Below are 22821 nucleotides of genomic sequence, written 5' to 3'. Positions count from 1 at the left end.
ATATGGATGACGCGTTCAAACCGTCGCGCCGGGCCTTCCTGAAAGGCAGTGCCGCGGTCGCCGCGGGGTCAGTTGCAGGTGCGGCAGTGGCAGAAACGCCCGACCCCCTGATAACAGAGCTTCAGGATTGGGCATCGTACACGGGTGCAGGCGTTGACGAGACACCTTATGGCATGCCGATCAGCTATGAATCCCATGTCGTGCGACGCAATGTGGAATGGCTGACCGCCTCTCCGATTTCGTCGATCAACTTCACGCCGATCCATGCGCTCGAAGGGACGATAACGCCGCAGGGCTGCGCCTTTGAACGTCATCACTCTGGCGCGATTGAACTGCGCAAGGAAGACTATCGGCTGATGATCAACGGGCTGGTCGATCGCCCGCTGGTTTTTACGTATGACGACATCGAGCGGTTCCCGCGCGAAAACCACGTGTATTTCTGCGAATGCGCGGCGAATACCGGGATGGAGTGGGCAGGCGCGCAACTCAACGGTGTGCAATTCACCCATGGTATGATCCACAACATGGAATATACCGGTGTCCCGCTGCGCACGCTGTTGCAGGAGGCCGGCGCCGATATCTCGCCCGACAAATGGGTCTATGTCGAGGGCGCGGACGCGTCGTCCAATGGCCGCTCCATTCCGATGGAAAAAGCGCTGGATGACGTTCTGGTGGCCTTCAAGGCAAATGGCGAAGCCCTGCGGATGGAGCATGGCTATCCTGTGCGCCTGGTCGTGCCAGGCTGGGAAGGCAACATGTGGGTCAAATGGCTGCGCCGGATCGAGGTCGTCGACAGGGCGGTGGAAAGCCGCGAAGAAACTTCGAAATACACCGATGTTTATGCCGACGGCACAGCCCAGAAATGGACCTGGGTGATGGATGCGAAATCCGTCATAACCTCGCCCAGTCCGCAAATGCCGATCAAACATGGGCCCGGGCCGCTGGTGATTTCAGGGCTTGCATGGTCAGGCCACGGACAGATTACCCGTGTTGATGTATCCAAGGACGGCGGCATCACGTGGGAAACGGCACGCCTTGGCAAGCAGGGCGACACCAAGGCTTTGACACGTTTCTATCTCGACACGAATTGGGACGGGGCACCCATGCTCCTACAGGCCCGAGCAATGGATGAGACCGGCTATGTACAGCCGACCAAAGACCAGCTGCGCGAAAAGCGCGGCGAAAACTCGGTCTATCACAACAACTGTATCCAGACGTGGTACGTAAGCGCAGAAGGGATCGCCGAGAATGTCGAAGTCTCTTAGTCATGTTTTCCTGCCGGTATTCGGCGGCACAACGTTGGTGCTTGCGGGGGCGTTGGTGTTCGCCAACCGAAACTTCGGCCAATCGAAGATCGAAACTTTGGAAACCCGGATTGGCCAGGTTGAGGCCCACGCAGCAGCCGCACAGGAAAAAGCGAAGTCAGAAGCCGAACGAGCAGCCCAGCTTGAGCTCAAAGTTCAGGAAATTCAGGCTGCTGCCGCGGAACGGGTTGCGAATGGCGCGAACCTGACCGCACCCGCGCCCAGCCGCGAGGGTACCTATGGGCTTGGACGGCCTGCGCTGGAGGAAGAGATCGCGGCCTGGGACGTTGATGTTCTGCCGGACGGGCGGGGCTTGCCTGTCGGATCGGGCGACGTTTGGACCGGGGAAGAGGTTTTTGCCGACCGCTGCGCGTCCTGTCACGGAGAATTCGCGGAAGGTGTGGACAACTGGCCTGTTCTTGCCGGTGGGTTCGATACGCTTGCAAACGAAGATCCCGTGAAGACCGTCGGGTCCTACTGGCCGCATTTGTCTACTGCCTGGGACTACATTTCCCGATCCATGCCATTTGGCGAGGCGGGCACTTTGACCGCGGATGAGACCTATGCGATTGTTGCCTACATCCTGTATTCAAATGATTTGGTGGATGACGATTTCGAATTGAGCAACGAAAACTTCGCCGAATTCGAGATGTACAACAAAGACGGTTTTGTCGTCGATACACGACCCGAGACCGAGTACACTGAATGGCGCAAAGAGCCTTGCATGGAAAACTGCAAGGCAGAGGCCGCTGTCACGATGCGCTCTGTTTTTCTGGTCGAAACGCCGCCCGAAGGTGGGTCGAACTCGGTGATGAATGACGCCACCGTGGACGGGTTGCCGACATTCACTGCGGACGGCCCGTCGTTCATTCCGGCAGCGGCACCCAAGCCCGAGGAAGAAGCCGCTGCGGAACCAGCCGTTCAAGAGGCCGAAAAGACTGACGAGGCAACGGAACTGGTTGCCGCCGGAGCAAAAGTCTTCAAGAAGTGCAAAGCCTGCCATCAGGTGGGTGAAGGTGCAAAGCACAGTACCGGGCCGGCATTGAACGGGATTGTCGGGTCCAATGCAGGATCGGTCGAGGGGTTCAAATACTCCAAGGCGATGAAGGCCGCAGCCGAGGCCGGCCTTGTTTGGACGGATGAGGAAATGGCGGCCTTCCTGACGAAACCCAAGGATTACATGAAGGGCACGCGAATGTCTTTTGCGGGGCTCAGGAAGCCGGATGACATTGAGGCCGTGATTGTCTACCTTAAATCGTTCGGAAGTTGATCATGCGGTGGTCGAACCTATTGTCGTGCGCAGCGGTTCTGGCGGCTTTCGCGTCATCGACCTACGCAACCGAAAACCTGGGTGATGCCGAGGCCGGGAAAACAGTGTTCGCCAAATGCAAAGGCTGCCATCAGGTTGGCGAAGGCGCTAAAAACAAAATCGGCCCGCATCTGAATGGTGTCTTTGGGCGCAAGGCTGCGGGTCTCGATGGTTTCAATTATTCCAAGAGCCTTGTGCGCGCGGGAAATTCGGGTTTGGAATGGCACGCTGACACCTTGTCGGCCTATATCGAAAACCCACGTGCATTTGCGTCGGGCACAAGGATGAGCTTTCGCGGCCTGAAAGACCCGGAAGACCGTGCCAACGTGATTGCCTATTTGCGGGCGTTTTCAGACAATCCCCGTGATATTCCCGAAGCGGACCCAACCGCGAAAGGTACGGATCATTCCGTCGATCCAGCGATCCTGGCGATTCAGGGAGATCCCGAATACGGCGCATATCTCAGCAGCGAATGCACGACGTGCCACCAGATCGAAGGCGGTGACCAAGGTATCCCATCGATCGTCTATTGGCCCGACGAGGATTTTGTTGTCGCCATGCACGCATACAAGGACAGACAGCGGCCACATCCGGTTATGCAAATGATCGCCGGAAGGCTGAGCAATGACGAGATTGCGGCTTTGGCCGCCTACTTCAATAATCCAGAGTGACTGTGCCTAAGGGGAGGAAACGCGATGACACTCAATAGACGAACATTTCTAGGAGCCGCCGGGGTGGTGGCAGCCGGACTATCTGCGCCGATGGTTCTGGCTCAGGGCAGACCCCGGGTCGTTGTTGTCGGCGGCGGCGCAGGCGGCGCTACGGCCGCCCGCTACATCGCCAAGGACAGCAAAGGTGAGATCGACGTGACGCTGATCGAGCCGTCACGGACCTACTACACCTGCTTCTTCTCGAACCTGTATCTGGGAGGGTTTCAGGAACTTTCGGATATCGCCCACAGCTATGGCACGCTTGCAGCTGAATACGGGATCAACGTGGTCCACGATTGGGCCGTCGGCGTGGATCGCGATGCCAAGACTGTTTCGCTGGCGGGTGGTGGCTCGGTCCCGTACGACAAGCTGATCCTGAGCCCTGGTATCGATTTTGTCGACGGGGCAGTTGAAGGCTGGGACGTCTCGGCGCAGAACAAGATGCCGCATGCGTACAAGGCGGGCTCTCAGACGGAACTTCTGAAGGCGCAGATCATGGCGATGCCAGAAGGCGGTACCTTTGCGATGGTTGCACCACCAAACCCGTACCGGTGCCCGCCCGGGCCCTATGAACGGGTCTCGATGGTTGCGCATGTTCTGAAAGCAAACAACCCAACTGCGAAAATCATCGTGGCAGATCCAAAGCCGAAGTTTTCGAAGATGGCATTGTTCCAGGAAGGCTGGGCGAACCACTATGAAGGCATGGTCGACTGGATCGGCGAAGACTTCGGTGGCGGCAATGTCTCGGTAAACCCGGACGCGATGACGCTGACCATCGACGGAGAAGAGACCAAAGTTGACGTCTGCAACGTGATCCCGGCGATGAGAGCCGGACATATTGCAGAAATGGCCGGAGTGACCGACGGCAATTGGGCGCCGGTGAACGCCGCGGACATGTCGTCCAAGGCTGATCCGGACATCTATGTCCTTGGCGACGCCAGCCAGCAGGGCGACATGCCGAAATCGGGTTTCTCGGCCAACAGTCAGGCGAAAGTCTGTGCGAATGCCGTGCGGGGCGCGTTGACCGGATCCAAGGTGTTCCCGGCCAAGTTCTCCAACACCTGCTGGTCACTGATCGACACGGATGATGGCGTGAAGGTTGGCGCAACCTACGAGGCGACGCCGGAAAAAATCGCCAAGGTGGACGGCTTCATCAGCCAGACCGGCGAAGATTCCGATCTGAGAAAAGCAACCTACGAAGAGTCGCTGGGTTGGTATGCCGGGATCACCTCGGACATGTTCGGATAGAAGTTCGGGGGTTTTGACACGGGTCAAAGCCCCCGGAAGTTCAATCCGAGAAAATGCGGCTCAGGAGGAGGATCAGAACCATGAAACACTTTATCGTTACGGCCGCATTTTTTGCAGTCTCCGCCGGTCAGGGACTCGCCGAGGATATCATCACCACTCCCTTTGACGGAAGTTTTGATGATGCCACCTTTGCCGTCGAATCCGCTATTGTCGGGCAGGGGCTGGTCATCGACTATGTGAGCCACGTTGGGGAAATGTTGAACCGAACGGGCGCTGATGTCGGCAGCGACAAACAGATATTCGCGGCGGCGGACATCTTTATTTTTTGCTCGGCAAAGATTTCGCGTGAGGTGATGGAAGCAGATCCGATGAATATCGGCTATTGCCCATACGGGATATTCGTGACCGAGGACGATGACGGGGTGAAGGTAGGATACCGAAGCTATCCGGACGGCCCAATGCAAAAGGTCCAGACCCTGTTGTCCGGAATCGTTGAAGAGGCTGTTGGGGATTGAAATGAACTACCAGCAGTATTTTCGTGATCAACTTGGTCTACTGAAAGACGAAGGAAACTACCGGGTTTTCGCGGACCTCGAACGTCAGTGCGGCGCGTTTCCAAAGGCGCGCAGTTACACGGGGAATGGTCCCGAAAAAGTCACTGTCTGGTGCTCGAACGACTATCTTGGAATGGGCCAGCACCCAAAAGTCCTCGCAGCCATGCATGGGGCGATTGACAAAAGTGGTGCCGGGGCAGGGGGAACGCGGAATATCTCGGGAACCACGCACGAACACGTGCTGTTGGAGCAGGAGCTTGCGGACCTTCACGGCAAGGACGCGGCATTGCTGTTCACGTCTGGTTACGTATCCAATTGGGCCGCCTTGGGAACCTTGGCGTCCCGCATTCCTGGCATCACGGTTTTGTCCGACGAATTGAATCATGCCTCGATGATCGAGGGGATTCGTCACAGTCGTTGCCAAAAGCGGATCTGGAAGCACAACGATCTTGCGGATCTTGAAAGACACCTTGCGGACCTGCCAGCAAATGCGCCAAAGCTGATTGCGTTTGAAAGCGTCTATTCCATGGATGGCGACATTGCACCGATTGCCGGGATCTGTGATCTGGCGGATCGTTACGGTGCGATGACCTATCTGGATGAGGTTCACGCGGTCGGGTTGTACGGTCCGCGCGGCGGAGGCATTGCCGAGCGCGAGGGCCTGATGGACCGCCTGACCGTGATTGAAGGGACTTTGGGCAAGGCGTTCGGCGTGGTCGGAGGATACATCGCGGCGTCGAAGGAGCTTGTCGACTTTGTCCGATCCTTTGCCAGCGGGTTTATTTTCACCACTGCTTTGCCTCCGGCCGTGGCGGCAGGTGCTGCGGCTTCGGTGAAGCACCTGAAGCAAAGCAATGCAGAGCGGCAACAGCACAAGAAGCGCGTGCGCGAGGTCCGGGACAGGCTGGACGATCTGGGTATTCCCCATACACCGAACCCAAGCCATATCATTCCGGTCATGGTCGGCGATCCGGTCAAGTGTCGCTTCATTTCGGATGTGCTGATGCGTGACTATGGGATCTACATTCAGCCCATCAACTATCCAACTGTCCCCAAAGGAACGGAACGCCTGCGGATTACGCCGTCGCCGGTGCACACCTGTGAAGATGTCGACCGGCTGGTATCCGCATTGGGAGAGTTATGGACGCAATGCCAATTGGCGCGCCGGCCGATGGCCGCGCAATGACGATGACGAATTGACCAAAGGCAAGGACACATACGCAACGAAGTGAGAGTTTCTGCCCATGGAGAGGCTCATCGATCTGCTGGGAGACCCGGGCGCATTGGCATTTGCCGGAGTGCTCGTCGGTATCTTGTTCGGCGTGACGGCTCAGAAGTCCCATTTTTGTTTGCGCGCGTCGACTGTCGAAGTCGCCGAAGGTAAGCTTGGCCCCCGTTTGGCGGTTTGGCTGATTGCCTTTACCGCGGCACTGACGCTGGTTCAGGCACTTGTCTCGCTTGAATTGCTGGACCTTTCAGAAGCACGCGCCATCGCGTCAACCGGCAGCCTTAGCGGTGCGGTTATCGGCGGAGCGATGTTTGGCATCGGAATGGTTCTTGCGCGCGGATGTGCATCTCGCCTGTTGGTCTTGGCCTCGTGCGGCAACCTGCGTGCACTTGTGACAGGATTGATTTTGACCTTGGTGGCTCAGGCAGCCTACACAGGTGTTCTCAGCCCGGCCCGTGAAGCGATTTCCGGTCTGTGGACCATCTCAGGAGGCGCACAGCGCGATCTTTCAGCAATAATCGGGCTTTCACCACCGGCCTATACAGCCGTTGCCGCAATTGGATTTGTTCTGGCAATTGTGTTTGCGTTTCATAGAAATGTCGCACCTGCAAAGATCGTGACAGCCGCAGGCGTGGGCGGGGCAGTGGCGCTTGGGTGGTTCATGACATATTCCATCGCGCAAGCTTCTTTCGAAGTCGTGCCTGTGTCTTCAGTGACGTTTACCGGCCCGGCCACAGACACGCTGATGGCGTTGGTTGCAGAGAGAAATGTGGCGCTGTCTTTCGGTATCGGCCTTGTTCCCGGCGTGGCCATTGGCGCAGCAGGATCTGCCATCCTTTCCGGCGAGTGGAAGATCGAACGTTTTGGCTCGGATACACCGATGGAACGTTACCTGGTCGGAGCTGTCCTCATGGGGTTCGGAGCGATGCTTGCCGGAGGTTGCGCCGTGGGCGCCGGGCTTTCAGGCGGGGCCGCCCTGTCATTGACAGCCTGGCTTGCCGTTTTCTTCATGTGGGTTGGGGCGATAGGCACGCACAGGTTTTTGATGCGGCTGCCGGTACTACAGCATTCCTGACTTATTCGAACTCCATCTGTTCGAAAACGCGCCCGGCATTCTTTGTTGCCAGTTCCTCGTACGTGTCCAGATGGGCATAGGGGGATTGATCGACATAGTAGGCTTCGGTCAGATCGCCGCCTGCATCCATATGTTCTTGAATCCTGGTTCGCAGGTACACCAGGTAATCGCGTGTATAGCGGCGCACCTGATCCATATTCGTGGGATGACCGTGCCCGGGAATGACATACGTGGCATTCAAAGCCTCGAACTCGTTGTCCCAGGTTTCCAGCCAATCCGCGGTATAGGTATCCTGAAAGATCGGCAGCATGCGCTCGTGGAACGCCATGTCACCCGCGATGACAAGGCCTTGGTTCGGCAGCCAGATCGAGATATCGCCGGGGCTGTGGGCCGGTCCGAGGTATTTTGCTTCGATCCGGAAGTCGCCCATCTCAAGCACGTATTCATCATCGAATGTCTCGGTTGGGCCTGCCAGAAACGTACCCTTTGCCTTGTCCTGATTGTATCGTTTCATTCCTTCCAGAATCTGAGGGCCATACTCCTCGAACTCGGCAGCTGCATCCGAATGGGCGACGATTGGAACACCGATTTCCGACCAGTAGGCATTACCAAGCATCGCGTGCCCCTGACCGTTTTCGTTGAAGACCAGCGTGACCGGCTGATCCGTAACCGCCTGAATTTCCTTGTGCAGCGCCTCGGCAAGGACATAGGCCGCACCGCCGTTGACAACGACCACGCCTTCACCGGTCACGATGAAGCTCAGGTTGTTGTTGTGACCAGAGTTTTCGTAGGTCGGTGGAGCGGTTGCGCCAATGGCGGAATAGACGCCAGGAATGAACTCGACCGGCTTGGAATACAGAACGCTTTGCGGATACTGGTCAGCAATATCCTCGCTTGCCCAAGTTGGCGTGGCGAAAGCAACCGCAATCATGAATGATCGTATCATGACGCCTCTCCAATGAACCTGTAGGCCGAACCGGTCTTTTCGACGCGGCCAATTCCACCGTTCGGCAGGTGGAAGCCAATCATTCTCATTTTCTCTTCGGAAATCTGATCCAGAAGTGAGTAACGCGCAGCTGCGGCGACCTGGGGGTCCTGATCCGTTCCACTGTGCCAATCGGGGTGTTCAAACGCAACGTGCGGATTTCCGAGCGCGTCGCCGACGACCATCACCGACTCATCCCCATTTCGAAGCTCAAAGGCCATGTGACCGGGCGTGTGCCCAAAACTTGCCCGTGCGGCAATACCGGGAAGGATCTCGTGCCCATCCTCAAAGAACGCGACCTGATCCTCGATTGCTTCCAATCGCCGTTTGGCACCGGCCGCGAACGCGGTGCGATCTTCGCCAATCGTGTCCACCGTTGAGGGGTTCCACCAATAATCCCATTCTTTGCGTCCAATGAGGTGCGTCGCATTTGGGAAAAGCAGGTCGTCGAAGTCATCCAGAACACCCCAGATGTGATCGGGGTGTGCATGGGTGAAGACCACATGCGTAACATCCTCGGGCGACAGGTCGATTGTTTCAAGGGTCTCCAAAAGCTTGCCAGATGTAGGCATGAAGTCCGGCCCCGCGCCAACATCGAATAGTACGGTGTTTTCATCATCTCGATAGAGCGTGACGTTGCACTCTGGCTCGTACTTGGTCGCGTCCGCTTGATTGCGGCTCAGGATTTGCTCGATCTCCTCTTTGGGCATGGCTCCGAAAACAACATCAGGTGGCAATGACAGGTATCCGTCTGACACGGTTGTAATTCGGGCTGAAGGGCCGAGCCGCAGCTCTGCCTGCACGATCCTGGTTTGAGCTCCAAGTACCGCGAGGCACGTGGCATTGAACAGGAAACTGCGTCGGGACAAAGAAATTCCATTCATACGCAATCATTAAATTGAATATTATTATTTGTAAACGATGGAAGTACCAACAAAGGATCATTCCAAGACGCTGAAAAACCGGTCGGGTCTTCTTTGCGATTGGGCGAAGAACGGTTTTCAGTGGTGGTAAATGGAGACGACACCAAGGTCATGCGCAAAGTGAACGTGCAGCGCAATCCGCGCCATGATGGTTTGCCGAGGAAGAGATGATGTCAGAAAGGCGATTGTTACGTGACCTCGAAACAGGGGAGAGGCCCAGCCGCTGAACGACGGCGACGGCAGACGCAGCTTTGCACCGAAAAATCCCGGTCCATCTGCGTCAAAGCGCATTGTTCTCATCCCGCTGTGCTTGTAAGGAAATTGCACGGCCCCAGGGGCTGCGCCGTGCGGGCGTGATGGAATGGTAGACATATCAGACTTAAAATCTGAAGGGCGTATGCCCGTGTGGGTTCGAGTCCCACCGCCCGCACCACAAAAATTTTCAAAAAATGCCGTGACTTATGGGCGCGTGGCAGGACGCGCCGTGGGGGATGCTCGCGTGCTGCGAAGGCCCCGCTCAACTCTGCTGTGCAACCGACCCTAAACCGGAAATCCCAATTGTCGGATCAGTTTCCAAATGTCCCTGTTTGCGGCTGACAGCTGATCAACGACTGCTTCGATCTGGAGCAGAGCATCGTCGTCGACGGTATCCTCGCGGCCGAGTTTTATGTCGGTTTTGCGGTCAGCGATCCGCATGAGGATCGTTTTCGGGTTTCCGCTTTCTGGGTCGAAGGAATAGATGCAATGGTTGTACTTGTTGCGGATGCCGGAAAGCTTGGCCAGCCTTTGCGTGTGTTCAAGGATCGGATCGCGAACCGGGGCAGGGCGCCCTTCCATTTTTGCAAGTCTTTCAACCAGATCTATTCGCGCGCGGGTGGTGTTCAAAGTCAAAAAGATGATTACGGCCACGTCCTTGGACGTTCCGGTCAGGCCGGCGATCAGGTGGATCAGCAGGCTTTCGGTATTTGTCCACATATAGTTCAGCCTGCCGACCAAAAGGATCAGGCGGTCGAACCGGGCTTCGAACGGATCAGTCAAGGGCGGTCTGCTGCGCCTCGTGAGGCGCTACCTCGAAATAGAAATGAGCAGCCGCAGTCCTGTTGCTGACGCCGATCTTTCCGACAACGTTATGCATGTGCAGCTTGACCGTGTGTTCCGTGATGCCCAGCTTGGCCGCAATCAATTTGTTGCTTTTGCCTTCTGAGACCAGTTGCAGAACCTGTTTTTCGCGGCGTGTCAGCTTGGAGTATTGTGCATGCCGATCCGCGCCGTTGGATGTAATGGCTTCCCGTTGCCGTGGTCTTTCAGGCGCGCGCTGACAAGGGGATGAGACACAGTCAGCCAGGAAGCTGGGAAGATACAGTTCCTCGTGCATCAGCAATCTGAGGATGGCACGCCACGCGTCCGGCGCGACATTCATCGGCAGAAAGCCTACATCTCCAAACTGCGCGCGGTTCCAGTCTTCGAACAGGTGTCGGGCCGAATCCTCTTTGCGATAGGCGAAGGCAAGACAGCCGGAACCTGCACTTTTGGAGTATGCATCGGGGCGCGCCAAAAGGTCCTCGATCAACATCTGATCCACGACGACGATCTTGCCGCTGTCCGGAACATGTGAGCGCATGGCCTCGAGTGTTTCGAAGCGAAAAGCGCGGACGCCAAATTCAGTTTGAACGCTTCTTAGGGTTTGATTTGAATAGAATAGTTCTTTCCCGAGGAAGACAATCGAAAAATCTTCTGAATAAAGACTCTGATTGCCAGATTCATTGTTCAAAGACTCACTCATTATATTCCCTCACAAAACGGGGTTAACCGGAAATGGCTTTATCGAAATGGAATTGCCGGTGCAAAAGTAGTTAACTAATCAAAGAATTACGTAAGATTTATTGTAGCTGAAAACGTGATTTTCTACAACCAGACGGTATAGTTCAAGTGCCCGAGATATAGAACTATTGTTTAGGTTTTTCGGCTTTTCATTGTGTAACTGGCGGAAACAATTGCATTATTTTTTGTTGTTTTTCTTGTTTAGAACTTTTTGATCCAGGCCGGGAATAGTTTCGCGGTTTTTTAAAATAAACATAAAATACAACATGTTATCCATATCAGAACTTTCAGTTAGCTAGTCGCAAGCGTGCGTCGCTGCAAACATGGTCAGGCTTTAATTGTGAAAGCGTCTGTCCCTGCCGCGCCCGTTCCTTGCGTATTTCAGCATCGATTGTGAACGGCCGCGAATTCGGCTTAGCCGGGAAAGGAGGTGGCCTCAGGAAAACAATCGTGGACCGCATTCAGCGTGCTTGAACGCTGTGCGGGTATTTAAGTTTCAATCACGCCCGTTGCCGCTTTGTAGATGAATGGCGGTCAGGCGTTCCAGTAATGGGAATTTGTTATGAGACGTAATGTAAACAATACAAACGTAACGACCGTTGACGAAATTGTAGTCGAAAACCTCGAAGCTCCGGTGGATGTTGAAATTCAGGTTGATGAGGCCCTTGTCGAAGCCGACGTGACTGCGCAGCAACAGCAGCAGGACCAAAATGTAGAAAACGCCAACGAGCAAGGCCAGGATCAGGGTCAGGACCAGGGTCAGGATCAAGACCAGGGTCAGGATCAGGACCAGGGTCAGGATCAGGACCAGGGTCAGGATCAGGACCAGACGCTTAATGCCGGCGACAACACCAACGACAACTCCAACAGCAACTCAATCAACATCGATTTCGGCGGCGGTGAGTGGATTCCGCGCGACGATGATCAGGTTGATCTGGACCTAGGCGACTCGGCGACAGTGGGTGACGTGATCACTGCTGGTCGCGATCTGACCTATGATCCAGGCGATGACATGAATCTGGATGTCTCGATGGATGGCGCCGGAACAGCGATGTCATCCGTGAACAGCCAGGTCGCCAGTCTGAGTGATGATGACACGTTGGACTCACCAAGCGTATCCAACAATGCCGACTTCTACCAGAACGGCGATGCCAATGGTGGTACTGCTACTGCGGCTGAAGGTATCAGCTCGGATGCCGGCGGTGGAAAATCGGGCGACGGTGGAACCAGTTACGGCGGCGCGGCCGATTCATCGACGCTGGGCAGCCACGCGTGGGCTGACGGCGGCGATACCGGCAGTGCCGATGCCGATTCCAGCGGCGGCCGGGGCGGATCGACCGGTGACGCAAGCAATGCCAGCAACGGTGTTGGTATGGCGGGCGCAGGATCCGACGGTGACAGTGCCGGAGGAGATGGCGGTGCCGCGGATGGTTCCGCGTCATCTGACAACGATGGCAGCACAAGTGCCGATGGCAGCGGAACCGGCGGAGCCGGCGGCAGCGCGGATTCGTTTGGTCTGGGCCTGGGCCTGGGTCTGTCCGGTTCGAATGCATCCGGTAACGCAAACGGCGGCGACAGCGACTCTGACTCGACGGGAACGGGTACCGGAACGGCAGATAACGCCGCGGACGCGTCCGGCGCGGACGGTGGCGACGGTAATGCTGCGGCAGATGGTTCGGCTTCGAACACCAGCGACAGCAACACCGATGCAAATGATGCCACTGCGGGTGACAACACTGCGGATGGCTCTGCTGACAGCGGCGCGGACAGTTCGGCTGACGGCTCTGGCGGAACCGGAACCGGTGGTGACGGATCCGGCGGTGACGGCTCTGGCGGTGACGGCACCGGTGGCGACGGCACCGGCGGCGACGGCGAAGGTGGATTCGGCGCGATGGTCGAAGCTGCAATCATGGCTCTTCAGGAAGAGTTGGGCATGATTGACGCCGAAGCAGGCGAAGGCGGCGACGGAACCGGCGGTGACGGCACCGGTGGCGACGGCACGGCCGGCGACGGTTCGGGTGGCGACGGCTCGGGCGGCGACGGTTCGGGTGGGACCGCTGACGCGGATTCCGATGCTCAGGGTGTTGGCGATCAGTCGGCAAGCGGGCCGGACATCGACCAGAGCCCAGGCGACGTGAACGGTGCGGCCAGCAACTCGCAGGACACCGACGGCAGCGGCGGTGACGGCGGGTCGAACGCAGCAGATGGCGCAGCGGATGCGGCCGGTACCGGAACATCGGCTGCCGACGGCGACGGCGGCGCGGGCGGCAGCACGACGCCGACATCATCGTCTACCGGCAACGGAGCCGGGTCTGCCGACGCGGCCAATACCGCAGGCGGCGGCGGAGCTGCCGACATCTTCGGAGATGCCGACACAAACGGTGCGGCTGACAGCCTGGCCGAAGCAATTGCCGGATACGGTGGCGAAGGCAGTTCCGACAATGATGCCACATCGACTGGCTCTGGCGATGCAGCTGGTGCGGCCGACTCGGGTAACGGTGGTGCCGGTGGCGCATCCGCCGCGGACGGCGGAACCAGCGGGGCTTCGATGGGCACTGCAACGTCAGGCGATACCATGGGTGGCATGATCACCGGTGGTAACGGTGGCGGCGCCTATTCAGGTGACGGTGGTGCCGGCGGCAATGGTGGTGCCTGGGGCGCGAACAATGGTGGCGATGGTATCGTAACCGGCGAGTCCTATGCATCGGCTGCGGCTGTCGTTGATACGTCTGCGTTCAACCAGTCGATCATCATGGGCGCCAACGTTCTGGGCAACACGGTCGATACGACCATGGTGGGTGGTTCGATGACCATGTCCCACGCCAGCGACGACACTGACGTTTAAGTCAAAAGGCGGGGCTCGCATTTTCGGGCCTTGCTACCTTTCAAAAATGCCGGGGCCGCAAAACGCGGCCCCGGCCCAACTGAACCCAAAGCGGTAATTACGAGCCGCCGCGGGCAAAAAGGATAACCGACATGGCACTTGACGGTATTACGGAAACGATAGCGCATTTTGTTGGAACTTTTGAGCTTACGATAGAACAAGCCCGCCTGCGGGATCAGTACGAGGAGTTCAGCGCCCTGAGGCGGAAAGCTGAAATAGACGGGCTTGACGAGCCAACCTCGATTCACATCAAAGCTGATCTGGATATCCCGGCGGGCGAATACAAAGCCCTGCCGTTCAATTTTCTTCCCTCTCAGCCGGAGCTGCCGTTGCCAAAAGCTCCTGTCGGGCCGGTGCACGAGGCGGTCATCATCCTCAACGGTGACAGCGCGGAGTCCGCGCGATTTGTTCCAGACAGCATATCCGGCCCGTCTTCCGCACCTGAACTGATCATTCTTCGACCGGATACGGTGCCATTGGGGTCGGCAATGACGTTCACCGTGCAAAAGGTGGTCATGCGCGACAACGACACGGTGGGGGAAGGGGACTTTCGTGATACCGAGGCGCTGATCGCCCAAGGCGAAGAGATGCTGGACATGGCGCTGTCGCTTCATGCCGTGGCAGCCCCTTCGCTTTCGCTCGCGGATTACAAGTCGACCGAAATGCTCGAGGCGCTGGCCCAACAGATGACGGCCCCGGCAAACGCGAATATCGACGGGGTCACGGTACATCAGTTTCATGGGGATGATGCGTTGGGGGTGATCGTGAACGGCAAGTACGTTGACGACGCTCCGGTATGGACAGACATCCTGCCTGCGTTCCATCAACCGGAGGAAGCCGGAGAGGATGAGGCCGAGTCCATGCTTCCGGCCGAGTGGGATCAGTCGAAAGATCCTGACTTTGATGACGGACATCTGGTCGTGACCGGAGGAAACCTTGCGATCAATGCCGTTTCGGCATCTGTGGGTTGGGTTGATGCCCCCTATATCGCCGTCGGAGGACAGGCGATCAGCCTGACCGCCATCAGCCAGGTTGCGCTTGTTTCAGATTGGGATGTGGGGGCGCCGGGAACGGGCAGCGGCACCAACGTGATTCAGTCCTCGAAGATTGAAGTCGAAGGCCGAGATGCCCCCTGGCTGGACAATGGCGCCGGAACAACCGGACAACCTGAGTTCATTGTTGTGGATTGGGTCCACGGTGATCTGGTTGTGGCCAACTTCGTCAAACAAGTTATCGACGGCACGGATATCGACAACATACAGACCGAGATTTCGGCCGCATCGACATTGTACGCGTTGGGCGACAACGAAATGTTCAATGTCACCGACATCGTGCAGCTGGGCAGTTTTTACGACCTGATCATGATCGACGGGAATATGATTTCCGTGGACATGTTGTACCAGACCAACGTCCTGATGGATGACGATATCATCAGCGGCGGTATGCCCGGCGCAATGGCCGGAGATGATGACAACGTGATCATGAATGACGCGTCGGTCAAAACGATAGGCGAAGATACACATCAGGGTCTGCAACAGAACCTGTCCGACGCCATGGCGCTTGATCAAACGGACATGGATGCGTTGGAGAACGCGCTGCTCAACGATCCCCTGTTCGCAGGGATGGAACAGATGCGCGTGCTCAAGATCGACGGAGACTTGTTGCAGGTGAACATCGTTGAACAGGTCACCATGATGCTGGATCAGGATCAAATTGACCTGTCCGGTCCCAGTGCCGCCGATACCGAGGTCGTTGCAGGCAGCAACGCCCTGTTGAACTCGGTCAATCTGACCAAAATGGGCGTGGATTCGACGGTAATGGCCGCTGACGGATCTTACTCCGACCTGCTGCTTCATCAGGCCAGCCTGATCGACGTGCCAGACAACCAGGAAATCACAGATATGACCAACGAGGCGATCGCCGCAATCATGGCGGACATGTCTGTGCCGCAACCGGATGCGGCCCTGGCACTGCACGCACAATCCACTGACACAACGACACCAGATGACGGCCTGCAATCCATGCTGGCCTGACCCCCCCCAAGTTTTTATCGAGTGACCAGAAGGTTTGTATATGTCGATTGTTTTTTCGTCGCGCCGCCCACTCTTATCCAGTCCCCTGGACAGGCAGGGCGGTTTGGGCCCGAAGCGCCAGCGCGCAGACGGTGTGGCAGATCCCGCGACACGACGGGCCAAAGCCCGGTTGCACCTGACGCAGGAGATGCGCGTGTCTGTGTCAGATCCAGATTCGCCGGTTGAAACCGAACTACCACAGCAATCCGAAGACCGAAAACGCTCACGCGAACAACGGCGCGCTGATCCTCCCCGTCAGCGTGCGCAACCGCAACCCGCGCAAAATGAAGACCCGGCGGGTGGCGGCAATGGGGTGGCCGACGCCGACGGCCCGGATCCGGCATCTGCCGGGGACTCGACAGCGCGCAAGACCCCCTCTGCGCGCGCTTCCGGTGGGAACGGCATAGGCACCACGATCGAGGCCAAGGCAAACCAGCCACTGTTGCAAACGAATTCCGGCGGCGGTGATGGGAACGGGCCACCCCAAACCTTCCACAAACGCACCCCGCCCGAAGACTTCCAGCGCACATTGCGCGTTTCGATGCGGGCGATCCGGCGCAATCTTGCTTTTGTTCTGGTCCTGACCTGCGCTACGAACATCCTGATCCTGGCGATCCCGATCTATCTGTTCCAGATCAGTGACCGGGTTCTGACCAGCCGGTCGCTGGATACGCTGATCATGTTGACGGCCATCGTTGCAGGGGCAGTGGTCTTCCAGTCAGCTTTTGATGCCGTGCGGCGGTTCATGCTCATGCGGACGGGGGTTGAAGTGGCGGCCCGGCTGGGCGCACCGGTTCTGAGCGCGGCGGCCCATGCGTCGCTGCATGGAAACGGGCGCGAGTATCAGACATTGGGCGATCTGCAACAGCTTCGTGGTTTTCTGGTCTCGGGCACGCTGCTTTCGTTTCTGGACGTGCCGTTTGCGCCGCTGTTCATTCTGATGATTTTCCTGGTGCATCCGGAACTGGGCATGATCGTGGTGGTTACTGCGCTGATCCTGATGACGATTGCGCTGATCAACCAGAAAATGACTGCCAAGCCGTTTGCCGAGGCCAACAAGGCACAGTCCATGGCAAACCTGCATCTGGATTCGATGTCTCGCAACAGCCAGATCATCAACGCCCTGGCAATGATCCCCGAGGCCGTGCGGATCTGGGGGCGGGACACTGCCCAATCCCTGACCTGGCAGGTGCGGGCACAGGACCGCAACGTGATCTTCGCTTCGATCTCGCGCGCCGTTCGCCTTTTGACGCAGATCGGAATTCTGGGTTGGGGCGCGTTTCTGGCGCTGCAAGGAGAGATCACGGGCGGTATGGTGATTGCGGCCTCGATCATTGCCGGGCGTGCCTTTGCGCCAATCGAAGGTTCGATTGAAGGATGGAACAGCTACCTGCTGACGCGCGGAGCTTATGGCCGGATCAAGGCGCTGCTGTCGACTTCGGCCCTGCAATACGAAAAACTGCGTCTGCCACGCCCCGAAGGTCGTCTGGATGTCGAACGCCTGCTCTATGTACCGGGCGGAACCAAGCGCGTGGTTCTGAACGGCATCACGTTCTCACTGGTTCCCGGCGAAACATTGGCCATCATCGGCAATTCCGGTGCGGGGAAAACCACGCTTGGAAAAACTCTGGTGGGATCCATCCTGCCCACATCGGGCAGCGTTAGGCTTGACCTGATGGACATCCGAAACTGGGACCCGCGCCAGTTTGGCGAAAGCATCGGCTACCTGCCGCAGGATGTTCAGCTGTTCCCGGGCACGATCAAGGACAATATCGGCCGGATGCGGGCGGATGCCACTGACGAACAGATCCATGATGCCGCCGTTTTGGCCGATGTTCATAACATGATTGCAACGCTGCCGCAGGGATATGAGACCGTGGTGGCCGCTGATGGCTCGCCTTTGTCCGGTGGTCAGAAGCAGCGTATCGCACTGGCACGGGCGTTCTTCGGCAACCCCAGAATGGTTGTGCTGGATGAACCGAATTCAAATCTCGACGTCGCGGGGGACAAGGCGCTGGCATGTGCGATCGAACAGGCGCGTCAAAGCAAGATCACCGTGGTCGTCATTACGCAAAAGCCAACGTTGTTGAGTGTTGTCGACAAGATCATGCTTTTGACTGACGGGCGCGTGGCCCTGTTCGGTCAGCGTGATCAGGTTCTTCAGCAGCTCAACGGGCCGCGCAGGCAGACTGGAATTGAAGGCCAGCAGGGGGGCTGACCATGAATAACCTCGTACCTGTGAACAACTCAGCCAATGATCCAGAAGTCTGGTATGCCGAGGTTCCACGCTCGATCAACAGGTTGATGGTGATCGGGCTGGTCATGCTTGTCGTGTGTTTCGGTGGTTTCGGGGTCTGGTCTTTCAGTGCCCCGCTGGCCGCAGCGGTCATCGCGCAAGGCAGCTTTGTTGCCACGGGCCGAAACAAGATTGTCCAACATCTTGAAGGCGGCATCATCGAAGACATCAAGGTTGTGGAAGGTCAGGCGGTTCAGGCTGGTCAGGTTCTGATGACCCTGGACCAGACCTCGGCCCAGGCCAATGAGCGTGAGCTGTTTATTCGCAAGCTGCGCCTTCAGGCCATGACCGAGCGGTTGCTGGCCGAGTACGGGGAACGCGACCGCCTCGTGTTTTCGCAAGAGCTTGTCGAAGCATCCGAAGATCCTGAAGTATTGGCCATTCTGGATGGGCAAAAGCTCAGCTTCGATGTGTCGCGCAAGACGCTGCTGAATGACTTGGCGCTGCTGGAACGCAACATGGAAGCGCTGAAAATCCGATCCAGTGGATTTGAGGCGCAATTGGACAGCATGACCCGGCGTGCCGAGATTTTGCAGGAGGAGTTTGAGGCCAAAAACCAACTGTTCGAAAAGGGCCTTGTCCGCAAAGGAGAGCTGAACACCATCCGTCGTGTCCAGGCCGAAGCCGAAGGGCAGCAGGCCCGGTTGCAGGCGGAAGCCGCTGAAATCAACCAGATGCTGCTGAAATATGACGAACAGATTGCGCGTACGCGGTCCGCCTATCGTGAGGCCGCACTGGACGAACTGGGCGTGATCGAAGCCGATCTGGAAAGCGTCCGTGAAAAATCCCGTCAGGCCCGCAGCGTTCTTGATCGGGCCGTGGTGCGCGCACCGGTGACAGGAACGGTCGTGCGATTGCATTATCATACGCCGGGCGGTGTGATTGAAACCGGGGAACCGATAGCCGAGATCCTGCCCGCGGATGCGCCCCTGATCATCGAGGCACAGATTCCGCGTACCGAGATTGACAGTGTTGTCACGGGGCAGACCGCCACAGTCCGCCTGATCGCATTGAACCAACGCACGACGCCTGTTTTGTATGGCGAGGTCTTCTATATCTCGGCCGATTCACTGCTTGAGGATTCGACCGGTGTTCCGCAGGAGGTCTATCTGGCACGTGTCTCACTGACCCCGGATGAGTTGCAGCGCGTGCGCGGCTTTGTTCCGACACCGGGCATGCCCGCTGAAATCATGATCCAAACCGAAGAACGCACCTTTGCGGCCTATATCGCCAAACCGGTATCAGACAGCATGTCGCGCGCGTTTCGCGAGCAGTAACACCTGCGTTCCCCTCCATGTCGGGACCTTCCGGAATTCGCATGTTAACCTCTGCGCGGTGACGTAAAGGAGAACTCGTATGACGGTGACGGTCAAAGAGATGATGGAGGCGGCCAACGCTGTGGTCGAACGTGTCGATGCAGCCCAGGCAAAGACGATGACCGAACAGGGGGGGCTGCTGTTGGACATACGCGATGCGAATGAGCTGGAACAGACGGGCCGCGCCGCCGGGGCGCATCACATACCTCGTGGCATGCTGGAGTTTCGGGCAGATGATACATTGCAATCACATGACCCTGAACTGCGCAAGGATCGCCCCATAGTGTTGTACTGCGCATCGGGTGGGCGCGCGGCCTTGGCCGGAAAACTTCTGAAGGATATGGGATACCAGAGGGTGTACAATCTTGGGGGATTGACGGACTGGGTGAATGGGGGCGGTGAAATCGCCAAATCCTAGCTTCGGAACCGTCTGCATCTGACACAAATCAAAGCGCAACATATTCGAATCGTGAAATATTTGGCCGGAAGCCATCAAAAGGAAAGCCCGGCCATGTTTCGCCTTGCTGCTATGCTGTATTCACTGATTGCAACTGCTCTGTCCGGTTCGGCCGTAATCGCCGTGCTTTCGGCTGGAATGATGTCCGTCAGCGCAATTGTGGGCGCTGCGGCCGCGGGGGCCGTAATCGCCGCCCCGGCATCTTGGATGGTGGCCAAGCGGCTGTATCAAGGCGCTTGATCAGGCGTTCAGGAAGGTCCTGACGGCAGCTTCGAACTCGCGCGGTTTTTCGGCGTGCAGCCAGTGACCGGCACCGGGGATCTTGGCAAATCGCGCGCCGGGGAACAGTGCGCGGATTTTGGCTCGATGTTCCGGCAAGACATAATCTGACTCGCCCCCTGACAGGAACAGCGCGGGGCCTTGCCACTGGGCGTCCAACTCGGGAAAGCCCATGATATTTGGCATCTGGTCCGCCAACACGTCCAGGTTCAGCAACCAACGCTTTCCCTTGATGTCCAGCGATTGGGTGAAGAAGCTTTGCAATGCTTTTTCAACGCCTTGCTCGGCCAATTGCTGCTCGGCATCCGAGCGGCGCGCTATGCGCGAGAAATCCACGGCACGCATGGCCTCGATGAACTGAATTTGGCTGTGCGTGTATTTCACCGGCGCAATATCTGCGACCACCAGTTTGTTCACCAGCGCGCCGTGTTGCAGCGCAAGTGTCATCGCGGCCTTGCCGCCCATTGAATGCCCAAGTACGTCCGCCGTCCGGCCAATCCGTTCGATGACCTCGGCGATATCCTGCGCCAGGTGAGGATAATCATGGCAAGAATCCCACGCACTGTAGGCGTGGTTACGCATGTCGACGGCCACAACTTGCCGCTCGTCCGACAACCGTCTGGCAATCACGCCCCAATTTCGGGCCGATCCATACAGGCCGTGGGCAATGACAAGGGGCGGTCGGGCGGTTGGTTCGCCATGTATGATGGTGTTCAGCATGTACCGCGTGATACAAGTCACCGCCGGAAACGGCCAGCCCCATTGTAGGTCATTGACGCTGCCGTTAGATTGCCACGGCAGGAGGCCACCAATGTCGCAGGACCCAGACATTCAGACCCGGATCGCCGAAACGGTTGTGTTGCTGCGCGCAAAGCTCGGGGTGCGCGACACGACGCTCGAGGCATCGATCCGCAAGGCCAAGCGCCGACTGCCGCGGCGCGTCTACAACCAAGCCTTGATTCTGGCCCGGGCCGAGGCGATGGCGTCTCATCCCAAACTGAGGCTGGTTCTGGATAACCCCAGGTTGATCAAGGCATCCGACGTGGTGCAGGAACATCTGGGGTCCATCAATCTTGCGGATCGCAGATGGGGGTGGTTCCTTGGCCTGCTGGGGGGGCTGGCCTTCAACATGCTGGCTCTGACGACACTTTTGCTGGTTTTTCTGTGGTGGCGCGGCTTGATCTGACCATGGATTCTGGACAACGCGCCAAGGTCTGAACATGGCGCAAATCCGTGGGTGTCATGACATCGAATGCACGGATCCGGTGTGAACAGCTGTACGAAAAACGGATCAAGGCGGAAAAAGCGCGTATTGACCAGAATGGCCCGGGCGACTTTGGGGGCCGGGACCTTGCCCAAAACACCGGATTTGCGCTGGGCGAGATCCAGAACGTTTTCAGAGATCTTACGCAATAAAACGGCGCCTCATGGCGCCGTTCTGTGTTGGAAGGTGGACCAGTTACAGGTTCGGATAGATCGGGAATTTGGCGCAGAGGTCTGCGACTTCGGCCTTGACCTTGGCTTCGACGGCGCCGTTGCCGTCTTCGCCATTGGCAGCCAGGCCGTCGACCACTTCGATGATCCAGTCGGCGATCTGGCGGAATTCGACCTCGCCGAAGCCGCGGGTGGTGCCGGCGGGCGACCCCAGACGGATGCCCGACGTGATGGTCGGCTTTTCGGGATCAAACGGCACGCCGTTCTTGTTGCAGGTGATATGCGCCCGGCCCAGAGCCTTCTCGGTGGCGTTGCCTTTCACCCCTTTGGGGCGCAGGTCGACCAGCACCACATGGGTGTCGGTGCCGTGGGTCACCGTGTCCAGACCGCCCTTGATCAGCTGATCCGACAGCGCTTGGGCGTTGGCGATCACCTGCTTGGCATAGTCCTTGAACTCGGGCCGCAGGGCCTCGCCAAAGGCCACGGCCTTGGCCGCGATCACATGCATCAGCGGGCCGCCCTGAATGCCGGGGAAGATGGCCGAGTTCACTTTCTTGGCGATATCTTCATCATTGGTCAGGATCATGCCGCCGCGCGGGCCGCGCAGGGTCTTGTGGGTCGTCGTGGTCGCCACATGCGCATGGGGGAACGGGCTGGGATGTTCACCCGCCGCGACCAGACCGGCGAAATGCGCCATGTCCACGTGCAGATAGGCGCCCACCATATCGGCGATCTGACGCATGCGGGCAAAGTCGATCTGGCGCGGGATGGCCGAGCCACCGGCGATGATCAGCTTGGGCTGGTGCTCTTTCGCCAGCGCCTCGACCTGATCATAGTCCAGCATGTTGTCCTGCTGGCGCACGCCGTATTGCACCGCGTTGAACCACTTGCCCGACTGGTTGGGCCGCGCACCGTGGGTCAGGTGG

21 protein-coding genes and 1 tRNA gene are annotated in these 22821 nt (G+C 57.9%); 15 read left to right on the top strand and 7 right to left on the bottom strand.

Annotated elements, in window-relative coordinates; all coding sequences use genetic code 11:
- Positions 1-2 precede the first annotated feature (2 nt).
- From soxC to AC2FF8_RS13450, 7 genes are all read left to right on the top strand, one after another.
- Entirely contained in the window at positions 3-1265 is a 1263-nt protein-coding gene (gene soxC / locus AC2FF8_RS13480; protein ID WP_170345092.1) for a sulfite dehydrogenase, read from the top strand.
- Entirely contained in the window at positions 1249-2574 is a 1326-nt protein-coding gene (locus AC2FF8_RS13475; protein ID WP_496879928.1) for a c-type cytochrome, read from the top strand. Before soxC ends, AC2FF8_RS13475 begins: the two co-directional genes overlap by 17 nt.
- Before the next feature lie 2 nt (positions 2575-2576).
- Positions 2577-3284: a c-type cytochrome gene (locus AC2FF8_RS13470; RefSeq protein WP_170345094.1), complete on the top strand. Its 708-nt coding sequence runs from the start codon at positions 2577-2579 to the stop codon at positions 3282-3284.
- Positions 3285-3308: 24 nt separating this feature from the next.
- A complete protein-coding gene (locus tag AC2FF8_RS13465; RefSeq protein WP_496879927.1) occupies positions 3309-4571 on the top strand; it encodes an FCSD flavin-binding domain-containing protein in 1263 nt (420 codons plus the stop codon).
- A gap of 80 nt (positions 4572-4651) precedes the next feature.
- Complete coding sequence (locus tag AC2FF8_RS13460) at positions 4652-5086, top strand: DUF302 domain-containing protein (protein ID WP_170345096.1); 435 nt, start codon at positions 4652-4654, stop codon at positions 5084-5086.
- A gap of 1 nt (position 5087) precedes the next feature.
- Positions 5088-6311: a 5-aminolevulinate synthase gene (gene hemA / locus AC2FF8_RS13455; protein WP_496879926.1), complete on the top strand. Its 1224-nt coding sequence runs from the start codon at positions 5088-5090 to the stop codon at positions 6309-6311.
- A gap of 58 nt (positions 6312-6369) precedes the next feature.
- Positions 6370-7428 carry a YeeE/YedE family protein gene (locus AC2FF8_RS13450; RefSeq protein ID WP_257600282.1) on the top strand — a complete coding sequence of 353 codons (1059 nt, stop codon included), beginning with the start codon at positions 6370-6372 and terminating at the stop codon, positions 7426-7428.
- 1 nt (position 7429) lies between these two features.
- On the opposite strand, the gene AC2FF8_RS13445 is transcribed toward AC2FF8_RS13450, so the two are convergent.
- The 3 genes from AC2FF8_RS13445 to AC2FF8_RS13435 all read right to left on the bottom strand — a co-directional run bounded on the left by AC2FF8_RS13445 (position 7430) and on the right by AC2FF8_RS13435 (position 9627).
- Entirely contained in the window at positions 7430-8374 is a 945-nt protein-coding gene (locus tag AC2FF8_RS13445; protein WP_496879925.1) for an MBL fold metallo-hydrolase, read from the bottom strand.
- On the bottom strand, positions 8371-9297 hold the full coding sequence (locus AC2FF8_RS13440) for an MBL fold metallo-hydrolase (RefSeq protein WP_496879924.1): 927 nt from the start codon (positions 9295-9297) through the stop codon (positions 8371-8373). The genes AC2FF8_RS13445 and AC2FF8_RS13440 overlap by 4 nt, the downstream gene beginning before the upstream one ends.
- Before the next feature lie 117 nt (positions 9298-9414).
- The gene (locus AC2FF8_RS13435) at positions 9415-9627 is read right to left on the bottom strand and encodes a hypothetical protein (protein WP_496872763.1); all 213 of its coding nucleotides are present in this window, start codon (positions 9625-9627) and stop codon (positions 9415-9417) included.
- A gap of 56 nt (positions 9628-9683) precedes the next feature.
- Here AC2FF8_RS13435 and AC2FF8_RS13430 point away from each other — a divergent pair.
- A tRNA-Leu gene (locus tag AC2FF8_RS13430) sits at positions 9684-9769 on the top strand.
- A gap of 107 nt (positions 9770-9876) precedes the next feature.
- Here the strand turns inward: AC2FF8_RS13430 and AC2FF8_RS13425 are convergent.
- On the bottom strand, positions 9877-10374 hold the full coding sequence (locus AC2FF8_RS13425; RefSeq protein ID WP_170345102.1) for a hypothetical protein: 498 nt from the start codon (positions 10372-10374) through the stop codon (positions 9877-9879).
- A complete protein-coding gene (locus tag AC2FF8_RS13420; RefSeq protein WP_496879923.1) occupies positions 10367-10957 on the bottom strand; it encodes a helix-turn-helix transcriptional regulator in 591 nt (196 codons plus the stop codon). Before AC2FF8_RS13420 ends, AC2FF8_RS13425 begins: the two co-directional genes overlap by 8 nt.
- A gap of 762 nt (positions 10958-11719) precedes the next feature.
- On the opposite strand from AC2FF8_RS13420, the gene AC2FF8_RS13415 reads away from it, so the two are divergent.
- From AC2FF8_RS13415 to AC2FF8_RS13390, 6 genes are all read left to right on the top strand, one after another.
- The gene (locus AC2FF8_RS13415; RefSeq protein WP_172978466.1) at positions 11720-14002 is read left to right on the top strand and encodes a hypothetical protein; all 2283 of its coding nucleotides are present in this window, start codon (positions 11720-11722) and stop codon (positions 14000-14002) included.
- A 131-nt stretch (positions 14003-14133) separates the two neighbouring features.
- Positions 14134-16074 carry a type I secretion protein gene (locus tag AC2FF8_RS13410; protein ID WP_480685467.1) on the top strand — a complete coding sequence of 647 codons (1941 nt, stop codon included), beginning with the start codon at positions 14134-14136 and terminating at the stop codon, positions 16072-16074.
- Between the two features lie 193 nt (positions 16075-16267).
- The gene (locus tag AC2FF8_RS13405) at positions 16268-18331 is read left to right on the top strand and encodes a type I secretion system permease/ATPase (protein ID WP_496879922.1); all 2064 of its coding nucleotides are present in this window, start codon (positions 16268-16270) and stop codon (positions 18329-18331) included.
- 2 nt (positions 18332-18333) lie between these two features.
- Positions 18334-19686 carry an HlyD family type I secretion periplasmic adaptor subunit gene (locus AC2FF8_RS13400; RefSeq protein ID WP_170345107.1) on the top strand — a complete coding sequence of 451 codons (1353 nt, stop codon included), beginning with the start codon at positions 18334-18336 and terminating at the stop codon, positions 19684-19686.
- A 79-nt stretch (positions 19687-19765) separates the two neighbouring features.
- The gene (locus AC2FF8_RS13395; RefSeq protein ID WP_257600286.1) at positions 19766-20143 is read left to right on the top strand and encodes a rhodanese-like domain-containing protein; all 378 of its coding nucleotides are present in this window, start codon (positions 19766-19768) and stop codon (positions 20141-20143) included.
- A gap of 93 nt (positions 20144-20236) precedes the next feature.
- Positions 20237-20422 (top strand): hypothetical protein, encoded by a 186-nt coding sequence (locus AC2FF8_RS13390; RefSeq protein WP_496879921.1) that lies wholly within the window; start codon positions 20237-20239, stop codon positions 20420-20422.
- Here AC2FF8_RS13390 and AC2FF8_RS13385 read toward each other — a convergent pair whose 3' ends face one another.
- The gene (locus tag AC2FF8_RS13385; protein WP_171638111.1) at positions 20423-21181 is read right to left on the bottom strand and encodes an alpha/beta fold hydrolase; all 759 of its coding nucleotides are present in this window, start codon (positions 21179-21181) and stop codon (positions 20423-20425) included.
- Positions 21182-21272: 91 nt separating this feature from the next.
- Here AC2FF8_RS13385 and AC2FF8_RS13380 point away from each other — a divergent pair, with 91 nt between their 5' ends.
- Positions 21273-21647 carry a hypothetical protein gene (locus AC2FF8_RS13380; protein WP_496879920.1) on the top strand — a complete coding sequence of 125 codons (375 nt, stop codon included), beginning with the start codon at positions 21273-21275 and terminating at the stop codon, positions 21645-21647.
- A 273-nt stretch (positions 21648-21920) separates the two neighbouring features.
- Here the strand turns inward: AC2FF8_RS13380 and glyA are convergent.
- On the bottom strand, positions 21921-22821 hold a 901-nt coding region (glyA, locus tag AC2FF8_RS13375), incomplete at its 5' end, for a serine hydroxymethyltransferase (RefSeq protein ID WP_496879919.1).

Source organism: Ruegeria sp. YTSA144 (assembly GCF_059610125.1).
Note: the sequence above shows the minus strand (reverse complement) of the source record. Positions and strands in the feature narration are given on the sequence as shown.

Coding starts and splice junctions, on each gene's coding strand:
- soxC (WP_170345092.1), top strand. CDS start 3: ATGGATGACGCGTTCAAACCGTCGCGCCGGGCCTTCCTGAAAGGCAGT.
- AC2FF8_RS13475 (WP_496879928.1), top strand. CDS start 1,249: ATGTCGAAGTCTCTTAGTCATGTTTTCCTGCCGGTATTCGGCGGCACA.
- AC2FF8_RS13470 (WP_170345094.1), top strand. CDS start 2,577: ATGCGGTGGTCGAACCTATTGTCGTGCGCAGCGGTTCTGGCGGCTTTC.
- AC2FF8_RS13465 (WP_496879927.1), top strand. CDS start 3,309: ATGACACTCAATAGACGAACATTTCTAGGAGCCGCCGGGGTGGTGGCA.
- AC2FF8_RS13460 (WP_170345096.1), top strand. CDS start 4,652: ATGAAACACTTTATCGTTACGGCCGCATTTTTTGCAGTCTCCGCCGGT.
- hemA (WP_496879926.1), top strand. CDS start 5,088: ATGAACTACCAGCAGTATTTTCGTGATCAACTTGGTCTACTGAAAGAC.
- AC2FF8_RS13450 (WP_257600282.1), top strand. CDS start 6,370: ATGGAGAGGCTCATCGATCTGCTGGGAGACCCGGGCGCATTGGCATTT.
- AC2FF8_RS13445 (WP_496879925.1), bottom strand. CDS start 8,374: ATGATACGATCATTCATGATTGCGGTTGCTTTCGCCACGCCAACTTGG.
- AC2FF8_RS13440 (WP_496879924.1), bottom strand. CDS start 9,297: ATGAATGGAATTTCTTTGTCCCGACGCAGTTTCCTGTTCAATGCCACG.
- AC2FF8_RS13435 (WP_496872763.1), bottom strand. CDS start 9,627: ATGCGCTTTGACGCAGATGGACCGGGATTTTTCGGTGCAAAGCTGCGT.
- AC2FF8_RS13420 (WP_496879923.1), bottom strand. CDS start 10,957: ATGCGCTCACATGTTCCGGACAGCGGCAAGATCGTCGTCGTGGATCAG.
- AC2FF8_RS13415 (WP_172978466.1), top strand. CDS start 11,720: ATGAGACGTAATGTAAACAATACAAACGTAACGACCGTTGACGAAATT.
- AC2FF8_RS13410 (WP_480685467.1), top strand. CDS start 14,134: ATGGCACTTGACGGTATTACGGAAACGATAGCGCATTTTGTTGGAACT.
- AC2FF8_RS13400 (WP_170345107.1), top strand. CDS start 18,334: ATGAATAACCTCGTACCTGTGAACAACTCAGCCAATGATCCAGAAGTC.
- AC2FF8_RS13395 (WP_257600286.1), top strand. CDS start 19,766: ATGACGGTGACGGTCAAAGAGATGATGGAGGCGGCCAACGCTGTGGTC.
- AC2FF8_RS13390 (WP_496879921.1), top strand. CDS start 20,237: ATGTTTCGCCTTGCTGCTATGCTGTATTCACTGATTGCAACTGCTCTG.
- AC2FF8_RS13385 (WP_171638111.1), bottom strand. CDS start 21,181: ATGCTGAACACCATCATACATGGCGAACCAACCGCCCGACCGCCCCTT.
- AC2FF8_RS13380 (WP_496879920.1), top strand. CDS start 21,273: ATGTCGCAGGACCCAGACATTCAGACCCGGATCGCCGAAACGGTTGTG.